The organism is Acinetobacter pittii, from assembly GCF_022449185.1.
Lineage (GTDB): Bacteria > Pseudomonadota > Gammaproteobacteria > Pseudomonadales > Moraxellaceae > Acinetobacter > Acinetobacter pittii_I.
Genome location: NZ_JAKUKO010000002.1, coordinates 384,486 through 404,072, shown reverse-complemented (window position 1 = coordinate 404,072; position 19,587 = coordinate 384,486). Strand labels below are relative to the sequence as shown.

Annotated in this window: 19 protein-coding genes and 2 pseudogenes; 7 read left to right on the top strand and 14 right to left on the bottom strand. The window is 38.5% G+C overall.

Going from position 1 to position 19,587, the window contains the following annotated elements; translation table 11 throughout:
• Positions 1-5 precede the first annotated feature (5 nt).
• The 6 genes from comC to ispH all read right to left on the bottom strand — a co-directional run bounded on the left by comC (position 6) and on the right by ispH (position 7,826).
• Positions 6-3,860 carry a PilC/PilY family type IV pilus protein gene (comC, locus tag MKX14_RS07920; RefSeq protein WP_240282217.1) on the bottom strand — a complete coding sequence of 1,285 codons (3,855 nt, stop codon included), beginning with the start codon at positions 3,858-3,860 and terminating at the stop codon, positions 6-8.
• A gap of 11 nt (positions 3,861-3,871) precedes the next feature.
• The gene (gene pilX, locus MKX14_RS07915; protein ID WP_240282216.1) at positions 3,872-4,681 is read right to left on the bottom strand and encodes a PilX N-terminal domain-containing pilus assembly protein; all 810 of its coding nucleotides are present in this window, start codon (positions 4,679-4,681) and stop codon (positions 3,872-3,874) included.
• Positions 4,678-5,679, bottom strand: a complete 1,002-nt coding sequence (gene comB, locus MKX14_RS07910) for a PilW family protein (RefSeq protein ID WP_240282215.1) — start codon at positions 5,677-5,679, stop codon at positions 4,678-4,680. Before comB ends, pilX begins: the two co-directional genes overlap by 4 nt.
• A complete protein-coding gene (pilV, locus tag MKX14_RS07905) occupies positions 5,679-6,239 on the bottom strand; it encodes a type IV pilus modification protein PilV (RefSeq protein ID WP_078219781.1) in 561 nt (186 codons plus the stop codon). The genes comB and pilV overlap by 1 nt, the downstream gene beginning before the upstream one ends.
• Complete coding sequence (locus MKX14_RS07900) at positions 6,233-6,706, bottom strand: pilus assembly FimT family protein (protein WP_240282214.1); 474 nt, start codon at positions 6,704-6,706, stop codon at positions 6,233-6,235. The genes pilV and MKX14_RS07900 overlap by 7 nt, the downstream gene beginning before the upstream one ends.
• Positions 6,707-6,875: 169 nt before the next feature.
• On the bottom strand, positions 6,876-7,826 hold the full coding sequence (ispH, locus tag MKX14_RS07895; RefSeq protein WP_108009948.1) for a 4-hydroxy-3-methylbut-2-enyl diphosphate reductase: 951 nt from the start codon (positions 7,824-7,826) through the stop codon (positions 6,876-6,878).
• Between the two features lie 122 nt (positions 7,827-7,948).
• On the opposite strand from ispH, the gene gmk reads away from it, so the two are divergent.
• The 5 genes and pseudogenes from gmk to MKX14_RS07870 all read left to right on the top strand — a co-directional run bounded on the left by gmk (position 7,949) and on the right by MKX14_RS07870 (position 11,774).
• Complete coding sequence (gene gmk, locus MKX14_RS07890; RefSeq protein WP_002116973.1) at positions 7,949-8,578, top strand: guanylate kinase; 630 nt, start codon at positions 7,949-7,951, stop codon at positions 8,576-8,578.
• A 72-nt stretch (positions 8,579-8,650) separates the two neighbouring features.
• The gene (gene rpoZ / locus MKX14_RS07885; protein WP_002116990.1) at positions 8,651-8,929 is read left to right on the top strand and encodes a DNA-directed RNA polymerase subunit omega; all 279 of its coding nucleotides are present in this window, start codon (positions 8,651-8,653) and stop codon (positions 8,927-8,929) included.
• A gap of 71 nt (positions 8,930-9,000) precedes the next feature.
• A pseudogene (locus tag MKX14_RS07880) lies at positions 9,001-9,123 on the top strand (hypothetical protein).
• A gap of 15 nt (positions 9,124-9,138) precedes the next feature.
• Positions 9,139-11,244, top strand: a complete 2,106-nt coding sequence (gene spoT / locus MKX14_RS07875) for a RelA/SpoT family protein (protein WP_046811885.1) — start codon at positions 9,139-9,141, stop codon at positions 11,242-11,244.
• Positions 11,245-11,390: 146 nt separating this feature from the next.
• Positions 11,391-11,774 carry a RidA family protein gene (locus MKX14_RS07870; protein ID WP_002116996.1) on the top strand — a complete coding sequence of 128 codons (384 nt, stop codon included), beginning with the start codon at positions 11,391-11,393 and terminating at the stop codon, positions 11,772-11,774.
• Positions 11,775-11,813: 39 nt separating this feature from the next.
• Here the strand turns inward: MKX14_RS07870 and MKX14_RS07865 are convergent.
• A pseudogene (locus MKX14_RS07865) lies at positions 11,814-11,891 on the bottom strand (hypothetical protein); the annotation flags it as partial.
• 102 nt (positions 11,892-11,993) lie between these two features.
• Between MKX14_RS07865 and bfd the strand changes: the two are divergent.
• Together bfd and bfr are read left to right on the top strand one after the other, a co-directional pair.
• Positions 11,994-12,188: a bacterioferritin-associated ferredoxin gene (bfd, locus tag MKX14_RS07860; RefSeq protein WP_009392016.1), complete on the top strand. Its 195-nt coding sequence runs from the start codon at positions 11,994-11,996 to the stop codon at positions 12,186-12,188.
• A 244-nt stretch (positions 12,189-12,432) separates the two neighbouring features.
• Entirely contained in the window at positions 12,433-12,897 is a 465-nt protein-coding gene (gene bfr / locus MKX14_RS07855) for a heteropolymeric bacterioferritin subunit Bfr (protein ID WP_016143648.1), read from the top strand.
• 44 nt (positions 12,898-12,941) lie between these two features.
• Here the strand turns inward: bfr and MKX14_RS07850 are convergent, their stop codons facing one another.
• From MKX14_RS07850 to MKX14_RS07820, 7 genes are all read right to left on the bottom strand, one after another.
• On the bottom strand, positions 12,942-14,570 hold the full coding sequence (locus tag MKX14_RS07850; protein WP_046811886.1) for a PglL family O-oligosaccharyltransferase: 1,629 nt from the start codon (positions 14,568-14,570) through the stop codon (positions 12,942-12,944).
• 97 nt (positions 14,571-14,667) lie between these two features.
• Entirely contained in the window at positions 14,668-15,402 is a 735-nt protein-coding gene (tfpZ, locus tag MKX14_RS07845; protein WP_240282213.1) for a TfpX/TfpZ family type IV pilin accessory protein, read from the bottom strand.
• A gap of 72 nt (positions 15,403-15,474) precedes the next feature.
• Positions 15,475-15,969, bottom strand: coding sequence for a pilin (locus MKX14_RS07840; RefSeq protein ID WP_240282212.1), 495 nt, complete (start codon positions 15,967-15,969; stop codon positions 15,475-15,477).
• Between the two features lie 348 nt (positions 15,970-16,317).
• Positions 16,318-16,878 carry a TPM domain-containing protein gene (locus MKX14_RS07835; protein WP_240282211.1) on the bottom strand — a complete coding sequence of 187 codons (561 nt, stop codon included), beginning with the start codon at positions 16,876-16,878 and terminating at the stop codon, positions 16,318-16,320.
• Positions 16,872-17,954, bottom strand: a complete 1,083-nt coding sequence (locus MKX14_RS07830; protein WP_240282210.1) for a TPM domain-containing protein — start codon at positions 17,952-17,954, stop codon at positions 16,872-16,874. The genes MKX14_RS07835 and MKX14_RS07830 overlap by 7 nt, the downstream gene beginning before the upstream one ends.
• 24 nt (positions 17,955-17,978) lie before the next feature.
• Positions 17,979-18,569: a LemA family protein gene (locus tag MKX14_RS07825; RefSeq protein ID WP_002117090.1), complete on the bottom strand. Its 591-nt coding sequence runs from the start codon at positions 18,567-18,569 to the stop codon at positions 17,979-17,981.
• A 130-nt stretch (positions 18,570-18,699) separates the two neighbouring features.
• Positions 18,700-19,587 (bottom strand): metal-dependent hydrolase, encoded by an 888-nt coding sequence (locus MKX14_RS07820; RefSeq protein WP_086399360.1) that lies wholly within the window; start codon positions 19,585-19,587, stop codon positions 18,700-18,702.

Here is a 19,587-nt window from a genome sequence, read left to right as displayed (position 1 = left end):
TTCCCTTAACGATAACGCTCATACCAACGCGTAGGAACTAAATGACTCGTACATTGCCACTGTCCAGTCCCTTGCTCATTACCAGACAACTTTAATTTCCCACAACTATTAGTCGCAGGTGGGTTATCCTCCGTTGGTACAAATGTTACGCCACGAATACCAGAGCCAATAACATTTTCATTACATTCAGAAACTCCTACTGGGCAATTGGTACCAGTTTGTGTTTTAAATCCACTTCCATTCTCTTTATTCTGATCAATTGATCCATCAGAATTAAGGCAGGCGCCAAATGGTAAACAGAACGTCTGCTGGTCAGTTTCACCTACTACCCGGGGTAAACATGGGTCTGCCGCTACAATGCCTGTTCCCTGCGGGTCATAAACAGGCACAATTAAAGTCCCTGTAATTGCCATAGGCTCTTCAAAAGCTTTAAGGCCTCCTTTAATACGGAAACTATTATTAGCTTTCTCGGTACCATCGCTCATACTAGAAAGTGAGCGATACCAACCGTTTTGTCCCGTCCCCGTATTGGGAAAGAAAATCTGTGCTACACGTGTTTCTCCAGATCGTAAAATTTGTGGATTTTTTCGAAGCGTCGATCGAGTAATATCTTTCGTTTCAAGCTGGCTATCAGTTAAAGACATCAGATTCTTTTTGATAAAGTCTTTATCGATAATCCCATAGACATTGTTTACAGGTCTTCCGCTTAATGCCGTGCTAGGTGACATTCCCTCACGACCTGTAAGCGGATAAACATCTAAAGGTGTACTACGGTCCCCTGAAGCAATGCCTACAGTAATAAAGGTGTGGATACCATAATCGTGAATTGTCACTGTTGGCGGTTCATAAAAACGCGGCGCATTCCCAGCGGTATAGTCATTCGAAGCATCATAAGTTGAGTCATTCGTTGCTAAATTGGCTAATCGAACAACTCGAATACCGAAACTGCTATAAGTTGAATTTGTTTTTGTCTGGTTATTATTAAGATCGATACGGAAAATTTGCCCACCTAGATCGCCAAAATATAAATGGTCCACCAAACCATCAGCATCTCGATCTAAGGTACTAATTCGACTAACAATACTGTGCTTCATATTAGAGTTATCTATATTAGAGCCTGTATCACTAGTCCACCATAAGCGCTCCCCAGTTTTAGCATCAATAATATAAACAGCATTCCCTTTTGCTTTTCCATTCGTAAAGCAAGAATTGCTCAAGGTAATATTCGGGTTTTCATAACATTGGTCGTAGCCACCACCAACAATCATAACGCGTTTAATAACTCCGTTATAACGTATATTTGCAAGTACAGGTTTAGACCAACTCTGACCCATACGGCTATAATCAGTTTGATCTGCTCCTACTCTAAACAGGAGCTTAGGTGAGACAGGATTTAAGACATTTAAGCCATAATAGCTGCTGCCCCCCATTCGCATGCCACCATAAATATTCATTTGCTTTGCAGTTACTTTTGATACTGCTGAGCTACCGCTTCCCGTTGTAGTAATACTATATGCAGGGTCAGATACCCAAGCCCCATCCATACCGTGAGCAGGAGCTGAGGCATCACTTTGGCCAACCACTAAAGCTTTTGATGCAACTGGATCATTTAATATATCAGCGGGAACGAAAGCCATTTGTTCTACGCCAGTTGAGGCATCCACAATATGCAGACCACCTTCCATCGTTCCATAGAGAATGGATTGTTCACGCGCAGATGTTAAATTCCCATTTTCATCTAATGTTCCATTATAGGTAAGCTGTACCGGTAAAGAGTGAATACTACCGCCCATCGATAAATATGGTTCATTCGATGTAACTAATGACGAAGGTAAAGTCGTAGCGCTAATATCAGTTGAGTAACCTAGATAATTTAATATTTTTAATTTCAAGCTAATCGGGAAAGCTTTTAAAATATCTTGTCCCGTTGATGCATTAAATTTTCCTAAAACATAACTTGCTGTATTAGCCACACTATCAAAAGGATTAGTTCCTTCTGGTGGAGTAGCTGGAATTTTTAGCAAATTAGTTCCAGAAGTTGATAGCTTCGTTAAGCTACCATCTGATGCGACGGCGGAAACATCAGTAAATAAGTTGCGGATTTTAGTTTGTACTGCGTAATAATATTTTGTGATATTTCCTTCTTCATCACGTGTTTCATTTTGTCCCGCAATTGGTAAAGGAACTTTTGCATATGAACCACCAAAAAAGACTTTACCTCCATCATTATAAGTAGAGCTATTCCAATAATCTTTTGTACCCGTTCTAAATGCCCCAGTTGCGTTGTAAACCAACCCACCAGTATTAGCTTCAAAAGCGCCAGCATTTGTTCCCGATAAAACAACATGATATTTCTTTAAATTTCCTCGCCATGTTAAGTAGGTGTTAGCCGGGTTTGGCTCAAAAGCACGTAAGTAACCATATTCCTGTAAATTTTTAGGATTTAGTGCATCATAAGGAACAGAGATAGCACCTGTGGTTAAGGGTTCTAAAGGAACTTTATCTAAGTTATTAATAAATGCGATAACACTATCTGTTACACCTTGCGCACTTTGGGTAGGGAAAAATCCTCCATTTCCATAACCAGGTGCAGCGACCGCATTTGTGGTCTGATTCGGCGAACAATTATCATCACTTTTACGATCAGATTGGGTTCTCGAACTTAAACGACAGGCATTTTTTACATCAGAAGAACTTAAACTAGAAAAGTCACTACCAAAACCGACAAATGCTGTTTGAATAGAAACTCCAGCTGGATTTTTTGTTTTATCAAATAATCTTTTTGCAAATTCCCCCATACAGGCCCAACCAGAGTCTGCTGTCGTGTTAGATAAACCTCCAGAACAAGTAAAATTTGCTCCCAAAGTGCTGCCTAGGGCTGTCGACATGACAGTTGCCGAACGTGTATTTGTTGTATTGTTCGGTTCCCCATCTGATAAAAAGTAAATGCCCTGCCCATCACAACTCTGGCGATTGGCCACCGCAGGCAAAGGAGATTGGTAAATAGCATTTAAATTAGAAGCATTTCTATCTACAACAATATTCGGATTGCTGGCTGTATCGTTTGATTTTGATTTTGGGATACCACTATCTGCATTTGCTACAGCATAATTAAAAGTGGTGTAGTAATAAGTATAAGAATAGGTCCAATCCGACGAAGTATCATAAGCAGTTGCCGTATCCACACCCGGATTAGAAGTTGACCAGTTACTCCAATAGTTATTAGAACGACAAGGTTGCCATAGATTTGTAGTATCGATTTGTGAATCGCGATAATTCGTACAATATGAGTATTCCGTTCTATTATCAGATTTTCGCACACGCTTTATATAGCTATCTTTTCGAATGGCATAATTTGCCTCTGAATAGGTCGTTGTACCCATCAAATAAGCAGCAGCTTCCGCATAAGCATGTGCTGAAGGCGTTGACCCGCCAGCAGTTAAATTTGCAACAGCCTGTTTTAATTTATAACGTTGAGAACCCACTGTATTTAACGTACTCGCATCTCCTAAAGGAGCGGCAGCCACTAGAACCTGCCCACTTCGGCTATCACCATTTGCAGAGAAATTTCCCAACCCCACACGAGTGTCATTTAAAACAGGATTATTACTTGCTAAAAAAGCATTCATACCATTTTTAAGCATAGCCAGACGGTTTTCGCCATAACTATTGTTGGTCATACTTCCTGATGTATCCAACATCATCACAATGGTTTTTTTACCCGCTGTAGGTGAAGCATAAATTTGTAAATCACTCGCCTGCACAACGGAGCTTGTCATTAGCCATGTAAAAGCAACCGAACTCGAACAGATGGCATACCATAAATTATTTGGCTTAAAATTCTTCAATTTTAGTTTCACGATATTCCCCATTATGAACCTGGTGCCGTAATTTGAGTGAGTTTATTGGTATAGTTAAATTCTTGAACTTGAGTACTAAAAGGCACGTTATGATTTGCCAAACATTCCGCCAATGTTTGTTTAGCCGTTAATGCGGTATCAAAATTGTCGCTAATTTTTGCCGAACTCGTGCTTAAGCAATCTCTTTGTAAAGTTTCAATAGAGGTAGAAGCATAGGCTGGCAAAAACGCAGTTGTGATCACTCGAATACGTTGCGTAGACAACATGCTTTTAGGTAGTTGCGTACCTTCCGAGGTGTTTGTTCCTCGTGGTAAATTTGAACCTGGAATATCGTTAGCAGCATCTGTTGGAACACTTACAGCAACTTGGGTAACCACTGCTTGACGATTACTTCCATAATCACTTGTTAAATCGCAGAAACCCGCCACTCCGCCATCTTCGACAACCGCATTATTGGCACTTCCTGCTCGAAGTAAACTTGCGCCTCTGGTCTGAGCAAAATTTGTTGATGTAGAAACAGGCTTATAACAAAAATTGTATTCTGCACCTGGGTTACTTTCATGCTCTTTAAGCGCGGCACCAATCACATTAGTAATATTAGTTAGGGTGGTAGGATTCATCTGCACAATGAGTTCTAAAGGAGTGTCAGATGACTGAAAATTTAATTGGCTAACTTGGCTATTGGTAGCAACTTTTAAAGAAACAATAGCCACTCTTATTGCTAAAACGCCTACAGAAATAACAATCAATAAAATAATCAGTACAACAATAAGGGTTGCCCCTTTTTCTTTAGACCTACTTTTATGAATTAAATGGGTCATAGACTTTCCCCCATCGCATTGCGTAGAGCAATTGTTAAGTTATAAGTGCGGCGTAAGAATCGAGTTGTATTATCAGAAGCATGCACGGTTTGATCCAACATAAGAAAAGATTGCGCAGGATCTATTGCTTTGTTTTGGGCATTATTAGTAGAGCGCGCTAATACAGATATTTGTATTGAAAGAATTCGTGGCGGCATCACAGATGGTGTGGCATCTCGTGCAGCCTGTGCAGCAGCGCGATATTGGGGAATGGTATAATAAGCAAAATTGCCAGCCGCATTTTTTGCACCAAACAGCACATGGAAATGGTCAATACGCGGCAATACAATTTGACCAGCGTCGCCCAACCCAGCAATAGTGGTCGGTTGAGCTGTGGCTACAGCCGAGGGAGTATTTGCATCACATGCAAGTGCATAATCTTGCTGGGAACTACCATTACTATCCAGACGTAAAAAATAACGCTCTACAATTAAATCTCCTGCAAGTACATTTACACCTTCACAATTGGTCATATTCGTAGGTGCAATAAATTGGATAGTCAGCTGATCACTTTGCACAGCTGCATTTGAACTGTTCTGTATATTTGAAAGACCTTTCCAGTGATTACTCACGGTACTCACCGTATCGCCAGCACCACGACTAAGTAATGTGTCAGCAATATAGGTATTTGTTCCAACGTTAGGGACAAAATTAACATTGTTGTTATTGGTTGCAGTGGAGCCAGTTAATACAACACCGCCCCAAGGGGTTGTATCAGTTAATATTGGGTTGGTTACATTTCCATAATTTAGAAGCCGTATATCACGGGCAATATATTCCAAACCAAAAATACCGCTATCTTGTATTTCAGCATTTGCTTTTTGTAGACGGCTTGATAGAAGTCCACCAATAAATAATTGAGTCGCCGCAGCTACCAAAATTAGACCTAAAGCCAATGCAACCATCAGCTCAATTAATGTAAAGCCTCGTTGTTTCAATAATACAAATGAGTGAGCCATTAATATGCCTCCATCATTAAACAGTTCGAATTATTGACATAAACGCCATTTGTACTCATACAGCTCGACACATCCGCGCTCGTGACTCCCTCATTTGTTGTAATTACTGGAGCGGTTTTTCCCCAAAAAACAAACAAACATTGCCTCTGCTGGGCCATTGTGCTTGTAACCCCTGGGCAATTTGTCATGGTAATTTTCATGCCAAGTTGATCAGCATTTCTTGCTGCTTGATATGCATCAAATTGGGCAAGCTGAGAAGGTGTACAAGCCGCATTGAAACACAATGTAGGAGCTGCGGTGGTAGATGAATAATTGCTATAACTACGGACAAATGCGGGATACTGACTAGCTTGAGAACTATTTACGCGAATGTTTTCTGCTAATCCTCTCATGATCATAATCGCTTGAGATTTGCTTAATGCCTCTGAAGAAGCATCCATAGCACGGACTTGCAAGGCAACATATCCTAAAACCCCTATCGCAATTAAAATTAGGGCAACCAACACTTCTAATAAACCCACCCCAACTTGAGCTTTTTGTTTAGAGCCCTGCATTAACATGTCTCCTCAGCTTTAAAAATTAATGTGCCAAGCTTTGTTAAAATAAGAGTTTTCTTTTTATTTATTTTTGAATTACAAATAGATAAAAGTGTGTCTTGGGTGATGTTGGTTATCACCCCATTCGCATTAAAAGTTAAAGTCGTCGCTGTTAACGAACTCTGCGTACCATCAGCAGCGATATTTTTAAGCTCAAGACTGTTATTGGAATCAGCTTTCCAATTCAAGGAAGTGGGAGTATTTAAAGCTGTTGAATTCAGATTAATAGAAACGTCTTGTCGACCAAGTATGGCTTGGCTCTTTGCTTCCGATAAAGTATTGATTAGATCTCGTTGGTTTCCATCTAGTCGTTTGCTTTCTAATAAATTCGACATAGATGGTGCAGCCATCATCGCGATAATAGCCATGACCGCAATCGTCACCATAAGCTCAACCAAGGTGAACCCATCTTGCGGAATAATTCCCCTCATCCCCACACCCCAAATAAACTTTAAAATTTTTTATTTATTAATTAAATTTTACGCCTTATGTTTACAAAACAAATACAAAGCAGATAAAGGGTATAAAAAAACAGATAACTGCCATATCAACAATTATCTGTTTAACTTTTTAAAATCAGTATGTTAAATACATCACACTTTACGCTTGAGTCACATGAATACGTAATTCCTTAGGAAGACTAAAGGTTATGTTCTCTTCACGCCCATCTAATTCTTTCGGTGCTTGAGCACCCCAATCTTGTAAACGTTGAATCACTTGTTTAATCAAAATTTCTGGCGCAGAGGCACCAGCAGTAACACCAATTTTACACGTCTCATTAAACCATGACTGCTCTAACTGATCAGCATTATCTACAAGGTAAGCGGCTTTACCCATACGCTCTGCAAGCTCACGTAATCGATTTGAATTTGATGAGTTAGGTGAACCTACAACCAATACGACATCACACTTCTCAGCTAAATCACGTACAGCATCTTGTCTGTTTTGAGTAGCGTAGCAAATGTCATCTTTACGCGGACCTTGAATATGCGGAAATTTTGCACGCAAAGCATCAATAACTTTAGCTGTATCATCAATAGAAAGCGTTGTTTGAGTCACAAATGCAAGTTTTTCAGGATGTCGTACGGTAAGTGCAGCAACATCTTCTTCATCTTCAACCAGATAAATATCACCGCCTTTTAATTTGTCATATTGCCCCATTGTGCCTTCAACTTCTGGGTGACCTTCATGACCAATTAAAATAGCTTCAGTACCTTCACGCGCATATTTAGTCACTTCAATATGAACTTTAGTCACTAAAGGACAAGTCGCATCAAAAACTTTTAAGCCTCGGCGTTCAGCTTCTTGTTGAACTGCTTTTGAAACACCGTGCGCACTAAAAATTACAATTGAGCCATCTGGAACCTGATCTAGTTCATCAACAAAAACGGCCCCTCTCTGACGCAAGTCATCTACCACAAATTTATTGTGTACAACTTCATGACGTACATAAATAGGAGGGTTGAAACATTCTAAAGCCCGATTGACGATTGCTATGGCTCGATCAACACCGGCACAAAAACCACGCGGATTAGCTAACACAATTTCCATAACAGCCTCAAAATTAATAAAACAGGGGAATTTCTCTTGAATATTTGCAATTAAAACTATTCAGTTTAAACGCACGGTACACTACAATAGCGAAGATATTTTATCATATCAGGAAAAATATCATGTCGGGTCTATTGTTTGTCGTTTCTGCTGCATCAGGAACGGGCAAAACATCTTTGGTAAAAGCCCTGCTTGACCGTGTGAGCAATTTACATGTTTCAGTCTCGCATACAACCCGAGGTCAACGTCCCGGTGAGTTAGATGGTGTTCACTATCACTTCACTACAAAAGATGAATTTCTAGACCAAGTTAACCATGATGGCTTTATCGAATACGCTGAAGTATTTGGTAACTACTATGGCACTTCTCAAGCTACGGTAAAACAACAGTTAGCTCAAGGACACGATGTCTTACTCGAAATTGATTGGCAAGGCGCAGAACAAGTCCGCAAACTTTTCCCTGAATCCAAGCAAATATTTATTTTACCTCCAACTCAATTTGATCTACGTCAGCGTTTATCTAACCGTGGCACGGACTCAGTTGAAGTCATTGAGCATCGTTTAAGCTGTGCAGTAGAAGATATGCAGCACTATACGAACTTTGATTACATCATTATTAATGATGATTTTAATAAAGCCTTACATGAGCTTGAAGCTGTGATTACGGCGAACCGTTTGGTGCTATCTCAGCAAGCAAAACGTCATCAAACTTTAATTCAGGACTTGATTACTCCTCAACCAAAACAGGAATAACTTGAGTCTAGATCGAAAGCCTTTTATACTATTTAGTCTGTTCAAATTCACCATTCCAAAACGAGAACTTTTATGGCACGCGTCACCGTTGAAGATTGTTTAGATCATGTAGACAACCGTTTTGAGCTTGTGCTCGTTGCAAGTAAACGTGCTCGTCAATTGGCACGTCAAGGCATGGAGCCAACTGTAGAATGGGATAACGACAAACCGACTGTAGTTTCTTTGCGCGAAATCGCGGCAGGGCACGTTACGAAAGAAATTCTTAAACAACGTGAGCAAGATTACCAAACTTCTAGTCTTGATCTTGCCCTTTCTACAAACAGCTTGAATTTAGAAGGTTTTTCTTTCTAATTCACCCTGTTTCATAAAAAAACCATCGTTTTTCTGCGATGGTTTTTTATTTGGCTTTGTTCCATATTTAAATATATTGAGAAAAGCAATTATTTTCATTGAAAAAAAAATACACTTTTTCAAATGAAAAAATTGACAAGTTCCGCAATATGCTTTTCATTAAGAAGCAGATAGATTTAGTTTTTCAGCAATAGGAAAAAGGGTGATTTATGCCAGGCGAAGAGGTCAGCCAAGCCAAGCAACAGCTCAAATTAATTATCGACCCTTACTTATCGGTAAGTGAAGTCGAAAAAGTGCTTGCTGCCTGCGATTTTGCCGATCTAGCGCATACTGGCATTACACGTAAAAGTGGCGAACCCTATATTTTGCATCCGATTGCGGTAAGCTGCATTCTTGCAAACATGCGTTTAGATGCTGAAACTTTAATGGCAGCACTTTTGCATGATGTCATTGAAGATACTCAATATACAAAAGAAGATATTATTGAGAAGTTTGGCCTAACCGTTGCAGAGCTAGTTGATGGTGTAACCAAACTTAGCCAATCAAGCGATAAAGAATATAACAAGGCAGCTTCATTCCGAAAAATCTTGCAAGCAACCTTACAAGATCCGCGTGTCATCATTATTAAATTAGCAGATCGCTATCATAATATGACAACTCTAGGTGCTCTACGCCCAGATAAACGAGCCCGTATCGCTCAAGAAACTTTTGATATATTTGTACCGATGGCAAGATTAGTCGGCATGAATGAAATGGGCGATAATCTAGAGAATCTCTGCTATCAAAACCTTGACCTTGATATGTTTGATAACGTTCAGAATGCTCTGCTTCAAACAAAGCCAGAACGCTGTAAATATCAAAGTATCTGGGAACAAAACCTCGCTGAACTTCTGCATAATTATCATATTCAAGGCCGTATTAAAAAGAAAAATAACAATATCGAATTATTACGCCATTTCGTTAAAAACGAGATGGATCTCCAAGAGCTTACCCATAGTCATGCTTTTGAAATTGTTCTACAAAGCATTGCCGACTGTGACCGCTTAGAAGAAGCATTAAGAGAAAATTTTCAGGTTATCCAGTACCAAGACCATATTCGTCGCCCCTTACCTGGTGGTAATCAGTCTTTACTGATAAAGCTTAAAGGCGAAAAAACAACACTATCTCTTACCATTCAAACTGAACTCATGCGTAAAGCTGCCCGTTTTGGGGTAGTGTTAGGCGAAAATGCGCCGCAAACTTGCCGCTCTGCTATTCAAGCTTCAATGCAGAACTTAAATACATTGATTGACGGCGAATGTGCTAAAACAACTTTTAATGATTTGCTTGATTATCTACACCAAGAAAAAATCTGGGTATATACGCCCCATGGTCAACTGCATGAGCTACCGCAAGGCGCTACCGTAGTTGATTTTGCTTATTCAGCAAGTTTATTTTTAGGTAACCATGCGGTTGGTGCAAAAGTCGATGGAGAGATTAAACCACTCTCTACACCATTAGTTAGCGGTCAGGTTATCGAAATTATTACGGATGTTTTAGCGACACCAAACCCAGACTGGCTAAGCTTTATTAATACGCAAAAAGCACGTCGTGCATTACAGCATGTACTAAAAGATCAAGATATCGAAGAACAACGTCTTGTTGGTGCACAAGCGCTTTCTCGAGCACTAAAACTCTTTAATCGATCAATCAATGATCTTTCTGAAGCTGATTGGTTAGATCTATTGCAATGGCGCCATATCGATAATAAAAATACATTGTTTGAACAAATTGCGGTTGGCGATTTACTACCTCAACTTGTAGCAAACCATCTGTTTGCCCATGATAAACATCCGCAAGTAGAAAACTCAGATCGACTTATTCAAAGCACTGAAGGGGTCGACGTTAAATATGCACACTGCTGCAATCCAATCTTAGGCGATCCAATTCAAGGGCACTTAACACGTCGTGGATTAATTGTACATCGTACTCGCTGTCATAACTTACTACATGAACAACATCTACACCCTGAAAATATTATGCCGCTTCAATGGAAAGCAGATGATGTAGATGATGTTCGTTTTACGGCATACCTTGCTATTTATATGGCGATGAATGACGAACAGGTATCAGACCTAATCTATCAATGTCGTAAAAATAACGCTGGGGTAGAAATGGTTCACTCAAATGAGCAAAGAACTTTTGTGAATATTGTAGTGAATAACCGAAAACATATTGCAAAAGTCATTCGTGATTTACGCATGCACTATGGTTTCCCACGGATTGAACGTTTAGATGCTCCTGCTCCGCAAATGGAAATTTCAAAAGTAAGTTAAATCTTTATAGGGACTATTGCTTATAAATTTTTGTTTCCTTAACAAAATCAAACTTTCCAAATTCACTTAATCAATTAAATCGATGATACTTTTGTCCAAAGCTATCATCGATTATGATGGAAATAGATTTAATCAAGGAGAACCAAATGTCCCGCCAAGTCATTCATACTGAAAATGCCCCTGCTGCTATCGGCACATACTCTCAAGCTATTTTAGTAGATAATACGCTATATCTTTCAGGGCAAATTGGTTTAGACCCATACAGTATGGAACTTGTAGAAGGTATCGAAGCTCAAATTCGCCGTGTATTTGATAATTTAAAAGCAGTTTGTGAAGCTGCTGGTGGCTCACTTGCAGATATTGCTAAGCTCAATATTTTTTTAACTGATCTATCAAATTTCCAACTCGTAAACCAAATTATGGGTGAATATTTTGCTCAACCCTACCCTGCACGTGCAGCTCTTGGTGTAGCAAGCTTGCCAAAGGGTGCATTAGTGGAAATGGACGGGATTGTAATTATTAATCAATAAGATATAAAAATTAAAATATCTAAATTTCACTATTTAGTTTTCTAAAATACAAGCCACCTTGGTATAAAAATCTAAATTCTTATTAGATTTCCGCTTAGGTGGTCTTTTTTTATTCAAAATCCCAATAATAATAAATGAGATTTTAAATGAATTTCATTGACAAACGATAATAATTATCAATAATATCAATTATCGCATTTATATTTGGGGATCACTCCCATGTACGTTTGCTTGTGTCGTGGCATTACCGATCAGGATATTAAAGACGCTGTTGAAAATGGCGCTGAAAGCTATCGTGAAATTCGCGATTTACTTGATCTTGGTACATGTTGTGGACGCTGTGCACCAGAGGCCCGCGCTATCATTAGCGAAGAATTAGCAGAAATTGCTGCTCGCATTTCTGTAGCTGCATAATAAAAAATTAATATTTAACAAAATTTATTGACTCCTCCACCGCTTTTTGCGGAACATTTATAGTTCCTCATTCAAGCGGTTTTTTTTGACATAAAAATATCCTTTCTAATACTGTGTTGTTTTTGATTGCGATTTTCATTTGCTGTTCCATAAATTACTCGCCATCTCCATGATTGTTCACTAAAATGGATTTATAGATTGCCTTAATTAAGTTTGAGGCAGAAATTGTTTTGGAGTAGCCACAATGAAAGGCAATCGTGATGTCATTAATCAGCTCAATCAAGTGCTGTATCATCATTTAACTGCAATTAATCAATACTTTTTACATTCGCGCATGTTTAATGACTGGGGAATTGAGCAGCTTGGCTCTGCTGAATATAAAGAATCAATTCGTCAAATGAAACATGCCGATAAAATCATTGAACGTATTTTATTTTTAGAAGGACTACCTAACCTTCAACATTTAGGTAAGCTTTATATTGGTCAACACACAGAAGAAGTTTTGCACTGTGACATTCGTAAAGTAAAAGAAAATATAGAAGCAATTCAAAAAGCGGTTGCTTTAGCTGAAACAGAGCAAGACTATGTCACTCGTGACCTTGTTCAAGAAATTCTAGAAAAAGAAGAAGAATACTGGGACTGGCTAGATACCCAAATTGATCTTATTGGCAGCGTAGGTATTGAAAATTATATCCAGAGCCAAATGTAATTTCTCATAAAAAAATCCCCTTATACTTAAGGGGATTTTTTTTATTACTTCTCTTTTAGTAATTCCGATAGCGTTATTTTTTGCTTATAAAGATGTTGTAAAATGAATATCTGCTGTTGTGCTTGTTCCACTTTTCCATTGTAAGCAAGCAATTTTGCGTATTTACGTAAGTTATATGGAGTTGCTTTATTCTTTACTAAATTTCCCCATTCCACTAAATCATTCTCAGATAAGGTAGTTCTAGGATTAAGTTCAATCCAACGTAAACGCTGCTCAAACTGTGTTAAAACAAAAATTTTATCACTTCCCATAAATTCAGCATTTGGACGCTTATTATTAAAAAGCAAATTACTATTCAGAACATAGACATTGTAATCACGTAGAATTGCAATAATAAGCAGCAAGCCTACAACCCACGTTAAACGAAGAAGATGTTTACTGAGGACAATTCCTTTAAGCACAGGAGTCTGAGCTTGTACTATACCAAGTAGGAATCCACAGGTAAGCAAAAAATAAGCGTAGCGCTGTGGAAACTCAAACATAGCATGAATAAGTACCGCAGATATCATCATAATCGCTATAATTGAGATAGTATTTTTAGCCTGTTGATTTAGCCAAAGAAACCAAAAAACAAAGTAAGTAATGATTACAGCGCCTAATGGGACACCATTCCAGATGATGATATCCAGTAGCACATTATGAGCACTATTAAACCATATATGCACTGTCCCATATTGGATACTATCGACTACAGCAACGCTGGTTTGACTCCATCCATATCCTAACCATGGCTGCTGAGCTATAGCATGTAATATTTGTATCCACATCCCTATACGCTCATGCCCCGATCCCGCACGTGCGACAAACGAACTTGTTTCAGTAATTTCTGTATTTGTAGAGAATTCAATAAATTGAGTGATATAAGGTAAGATTAGCCCCGCAATTAGAAAAAAACCGACGCACCACAAAAAACCTTGAAAAACTCCAAATCTTTTTTGTTTCCCAAATTGTTTAAATATCCAGTAGATGAATAAGAATGGAAAAACGATCCATGATGTTCGTGATTGACTTAGAGCAATTGTGAACAAAATAATCAGTGCTGAAGGCAATAATAACCAAAGTGTTACTTTATTCTTTTCATATAAGTATAAACATCCTAACAACCCAATAATTAAGAATGTTGCCATGTTGTTGGGTTGACCAAAATTTCCGTAAGGACGGTTACCGATCAAGTGAAGGGTGTAAATTAAATGTGATTCAATATTCAACCATTGGAAAATTGCTATAAGACTGGTTAATAGCGATGTAATAATTACTAATAAGCTAAAACCTGAAAAAATTTGATCTCTCTTTTTTTGATCTAAAGATAGGTTGTAGCCAGCCAAGACCATAAACCAAAAACCTAGCAAGTAAAATGAACTTAATAAGGCCGTACTTAAATCAAAAACTAGACCGAAGCCCCACTGCGCAATAGGAATTAAAGTAAATGGAAGCAACAATAGTTGTGCTCTAGGAATTTTAATATTTTGTTGAATTAGAGCCGCCAATACACATAACCCAGCCCCAAAAGTACTGACTTCACTTGAGAACATGACCCAAGGGCTGTAGTGAAATGGAGACAACCATGCAGAACCCAACAGGATTGCAGCGAGAAATAGGAAGAATACTTGCATAGTGAGAGGTTAGAGACCAAAACTTGTGGGAATTATACATGGAAGCGGATGATAATAATTAAGTCCTATTTGTATTCCCTCATGCTATGTCTTACTTTTACTTCCAGGGTCTAAGATCTACGATTTCAACCACCTGAGCTGAACTTCTATTCATCAGTACAACCATATCAATAGCATTCGCTTTTAAAGGAACCCAAGCATCAGCTGATGGATATTTTTTTAGAATTTCTTTTACTCGCTGTTTAGAATTAAATTTTTCAAGCTCATTTAAGTTTTGAGCATGTTTTTGGATTTGTAGTTTAACTTGAGGTAAGCCCACATACCGCTCAGGTCGTTGCGCTAAAGAAACACCACCCAATACCTCTTCAAACATATTCTTGCTACGTTCTTCATTATTTTTAGCTATCTGGACTGCTGCAAATTTAGGCTTAAACCATGAAGGCTTCATAAACTGTGCTTGAACTTTTTGATTAGTTGCATCAATAATTTCATTATTACGCACTAGCTCAAATCGGTCCACATTATACACTAACCACGCAGGACGACCTTGTGCAATACTATATAAACCGTAGCCTAATGCAGAAAGTTGAATTAAAATGATAACGGCAAGATCAAATTTAAGTGTTTTTTTACTTTCTTTATAGATAAAAAAACCCAGAATAGGCCCCAACACTACATCTATGGCAACCATCATTAAAAAAATATAGGTAACACCTACCGCTTGAGCTAATGGTTGGGGATACCAAATAAGAAAGATCCAAGCAATAATTATTAAAGCCACAACTATAGAAATAAATAGATGACTTAGAGAAAATTTAAGGCCTTTAGACATCTTTAAAATCTCACTTTCTTATCACTAAAATAAAAAAGACTGGTAAACCAGTCTTTTAATGTAATCTAACTTTTAACGGCAACTAGACGGTGCTAGTTTTGAAGGTAAAGTTCCAGCCGTAGTCCCTGCTTTAGCTGTAGCACCTGCCGCTAAACAAGCCCATTGAATTTGAGCTTCTGGTGGAGTGTAAGCTTTTGTAGAGTCAGGCAATCCCCCAGCTTTACCAGCACCATCGGTAGTATATGGTTCCAACACTAAAGTATTAGCTGCTGAATCAGACACTGGCGTATCGTAGGTAATGGTAATAACACCTGTTGCATTAGCAATGGCAACGCTTTTTACATTTGCTGTGGCTGTAGGCGAAGTCCAACCTTTATCATATTGAGCAGCATTAGCGGCATTCTCAGCTACCGCTGTTTTAGCACTTCCCGCTAAAGATAATCCTTCTGTTACTTTTGCGCGCTTGGTATAATCTTGATATGCAGGTAATGCAACAGCAGCCAAAATACCAATAATGGCAACCACGATCATAAGCTCAATTAATGTAAAACCTTTTTGTGCATTCATAGCCTTTTCCCCAAAGATTGTATGTATGTTTTTATATAAGCTTTTTCAGCTATTAACTATACTGCAGCATCCATGCCAACTTTTATTATTTTTTAAAAACAAATACTTATATTAAATTAAATTATTATTAGACACATATTCTCTGTAAATAATTGACAAAAAATGTCATAGAGCTTTTTATAAAACCAAATCACAAATTAAAAAAAACAAATTACCCACTTCAAATTTTATATTTGTTTTTGTGAATAAAATCTCTTTAAAAATGAATAAATAGGTGACATTTTTTGTCAGTCACCTTTAAAAGTAAAATTATGAAAATTAGCTAATACTGGAATGTTACAAGGCGAGTTAATTAAGGATAATTGGAGCATTCCCCAATTCATTGGATTGATCAGGCATGTTTTCGTCATAAAATCTTGACAGCACCTCTCCAATTTGTTGTACACCGATTACTACAGCTTGTTGATATTCTTTTTGTTTAAGCTTCTGTACTATTGCTTCACAAATCTGTTGCCAGACTTGCTCGTTAGTCGCATTTCGAATGCCACGATCAAATATAATTTCTACTTTTCGTTCACATAAATTTAGGTATAACAATACGCCACTATTTAAGGCAGTATCCCAAACGCCCAATTCTGCAAATAACTGCTGTGCTCTTAAACGGGTATTTTGTCTATAGGCTTGTGACACTGGAATATGGCCTTCAATTACAACCTGTATTTCCCCAACATGGCCATGTTCTGCTTGCTGTACAGCATCTGCAATAGCTTGCTTATCTTGTTTTGAAAAATAACGACTACTGGCAGGTAAATAGCATAGATGTTTAAACCAACGTTTTATGCTTGGCTCTACAGATTCCTCAATTTTTGGTTGAGTAATAATTTGTGTTGTTTCTGATGTTGTTACCATGAGCCTGAAGCACCTCCACCGCCAAAACGGCCTCCACCGCCACCATAGCCTCCGCCACCTCCGCCGAAGCCTCCTCCGCGTCCACCACCGCCAGAACCACTTAAAATAGCCTGTAAAATAAGTTGAGCAATTGATGTAATGAGTAAAAAGAAAATACCAAAACCAAGTAGTAAGCTAGTGACCAACCCTGCCCCATTTACGAATCCTGCTACCGCAGCAGCCACACCTGCTGTAGATGCACTAAGCGGACGACCAACAATAAACGAACCCACAATTCCAGCAACAAGGATAAATAAAGCCATTGTCAGCGTTGTCTGCTTGGCTTGCTGCTCTTCTGCAGCTTTATGCTGACGTTCTTTTAAATCTTGAGCAGCTTGCTGTGCTACTTCCGGGTCAAGATTTAAAATTCTTCCAATTTCATCCACACCTGCACTCAAGCCTTGGGCATATTGGGCTTGTTTAAAATAAGGTGTAATTTGGTTTCGAATAATCCGACTTGCCACAATATCCGGCAACACACCTTCTAGGCCATAACCAGTTAGTATTTGTATACGGCGGTCATTTACAGCGACTGCAATGAGTAATCCATTGTCACGTTTAGATGATCCCAATTGCCATTTTTCACCAACACGTAATGCATAATCAAAGATATCTTCTTGGCCAGTGGTCGGAACAATCACAATACCAATCTGCGCTTTGCCTTGTTGGTATAAACTTAGAATTTTTTGATTAAGTTGCTGCTTCTCAGCCTCGCTTAAGATATTGGCTTGATCAATCACAGGCTGGTTTAAAGTTGGCAAACCACGAATTGATTCACCATCAGCCATATCATTCGCAACTTGGACTTGAGGAGCAGGACTTGAAGCAGCTTGCCCCTCTAATTTAGTTGCAGCAGCTTGAGTTTGTTGCTTTTGAATAATTTTGCCAGCAACTATTGCATCAGCCTCATCGGTAGCAGTTGCAATATTAGTTTCACTCCATGCCGTATTCTGAAAAAGAACACCACAACAGAGCAAAATTAAGGTCGAAACAAAGACCTTAATTTGCTTTGATTGAAGCAATAGAGTATTTCTCATACGGCACTCCTTTGATTTATAAAATTAATCAAAAGAAACTTTTGGAGCCTGTTGTGCAGATGCTTCTGCAGAGAAATTGGCTTTTGGATGCATACCAATTACTTTTGCTGTTACTGCCTGCGGGAACTGACGCACATATGAGTTATAGTCTTGTACTGTTGTAATGTAACGATTACGTGCAACAGCAATACGGTTTTCCGTACCTTCAAGCTGAACTTGTAATTCTTGGAATTGAGTATTGGCCTTCAAATCTGGGTAATTTTCCGAAACAGCAATGAGTCGAGATAATGCCCCTGTTAATTGACTTTGAGCCTGTTGATATTTTTCAAGTAAAGCCGGATCTTCTAAAACTTCTTTATCAACTTTTAAACCTGCAACATTAGAACGTGCCTGAGTTACTTCGGTTAATACTTGCTCTTCGTGCTTAGCATAGCCTTTAACAACGTTTACAAGGTTTGGTACCAAATCTGATCGACGTTGATATTGGTTCTGCACTTCAGACCACGCTGCTGTTACAGCCTCATCTTTTACTTGTAGAGTGTTATAGCCGCATCCCGAAAACAGTAAGGTACTGGCAAGTGTTGTTGCGATCGCAAATTGTTTCAACGTTTTCATCGTCACATTATCCTCAAGTTTTTCTTTATATTTTTAACCTCTTTACCTGATTGTATGATGAATTAGGCATTATTGTGTTGCTTTTATTTTATTGATTTTAAAAAACCGGACTTTTAAATCCGGTTCTCTATTAGCTCAATCGCTGATCTTTTTCTTGTTCAAAACTTGCCATTTGATATTCTTCTGCTAAAGAGCTTTTCCAATAATTAACCATCCTGCCATAATCTTTTTGACTCGGATGAAAGTCTTTTTTGTAATATGCGAAGTATTCCGGCATTAATTGAACAAGCATCTTCATCAGCAAATATAATCCAAATAAATTACCCCCAATTTTAGGTAAGCTATTCCATTTATCTTGCCAAAATAAACGAGTTGTCCCATAAAAAGCGAGACTCGCAAATCCAGTAGTGACGCTACGCATGAGTAAGCGACGGATACGATCATCACCATATACATGTTGATAGACATCAAATGCAACTGAACGGTGTTCAATTTCTTCAATCGCATGCCATACCCAAAGTTTTAACGCATCTTCATCTAGCGTTTTTAATAACTCTGGATGTTGTAAGACATATCCCCCAAGTAAAGCAGTGAAATGTTCAAATGCACAGGTCAATGCCAATTGCAGTTTAGGTGGAATTGTTCTTAAATATTTATCGCGCTCATTTAGCCAATTTTGAAAACTGTCCAGATTATAATTATCACGTCGCCAAGCTTCATTAAACTCACCATGTGCTTTGGAATGCATGGCCTCTTGTCCAATAAAAGCTGCAATTTGCGCTTGTAGCTGAGGATCTGAGACTTTATCACGCACATTACGTACACTATTTACAAAAAATTGCTCACCCACCGGAAACGTTGATGAGAGTGCAGTTAAAAAATGCGACATGAGGGGTGAATTTGCAAAATAGTGCCGCTTGATTGCCTTTGGATTAAATTCAAGACGACGCACTGTAATACCCAACGCTTTTCGACGATTTAAATATGATTTTTCTGCCGTCATACCTGCGATGTTCAT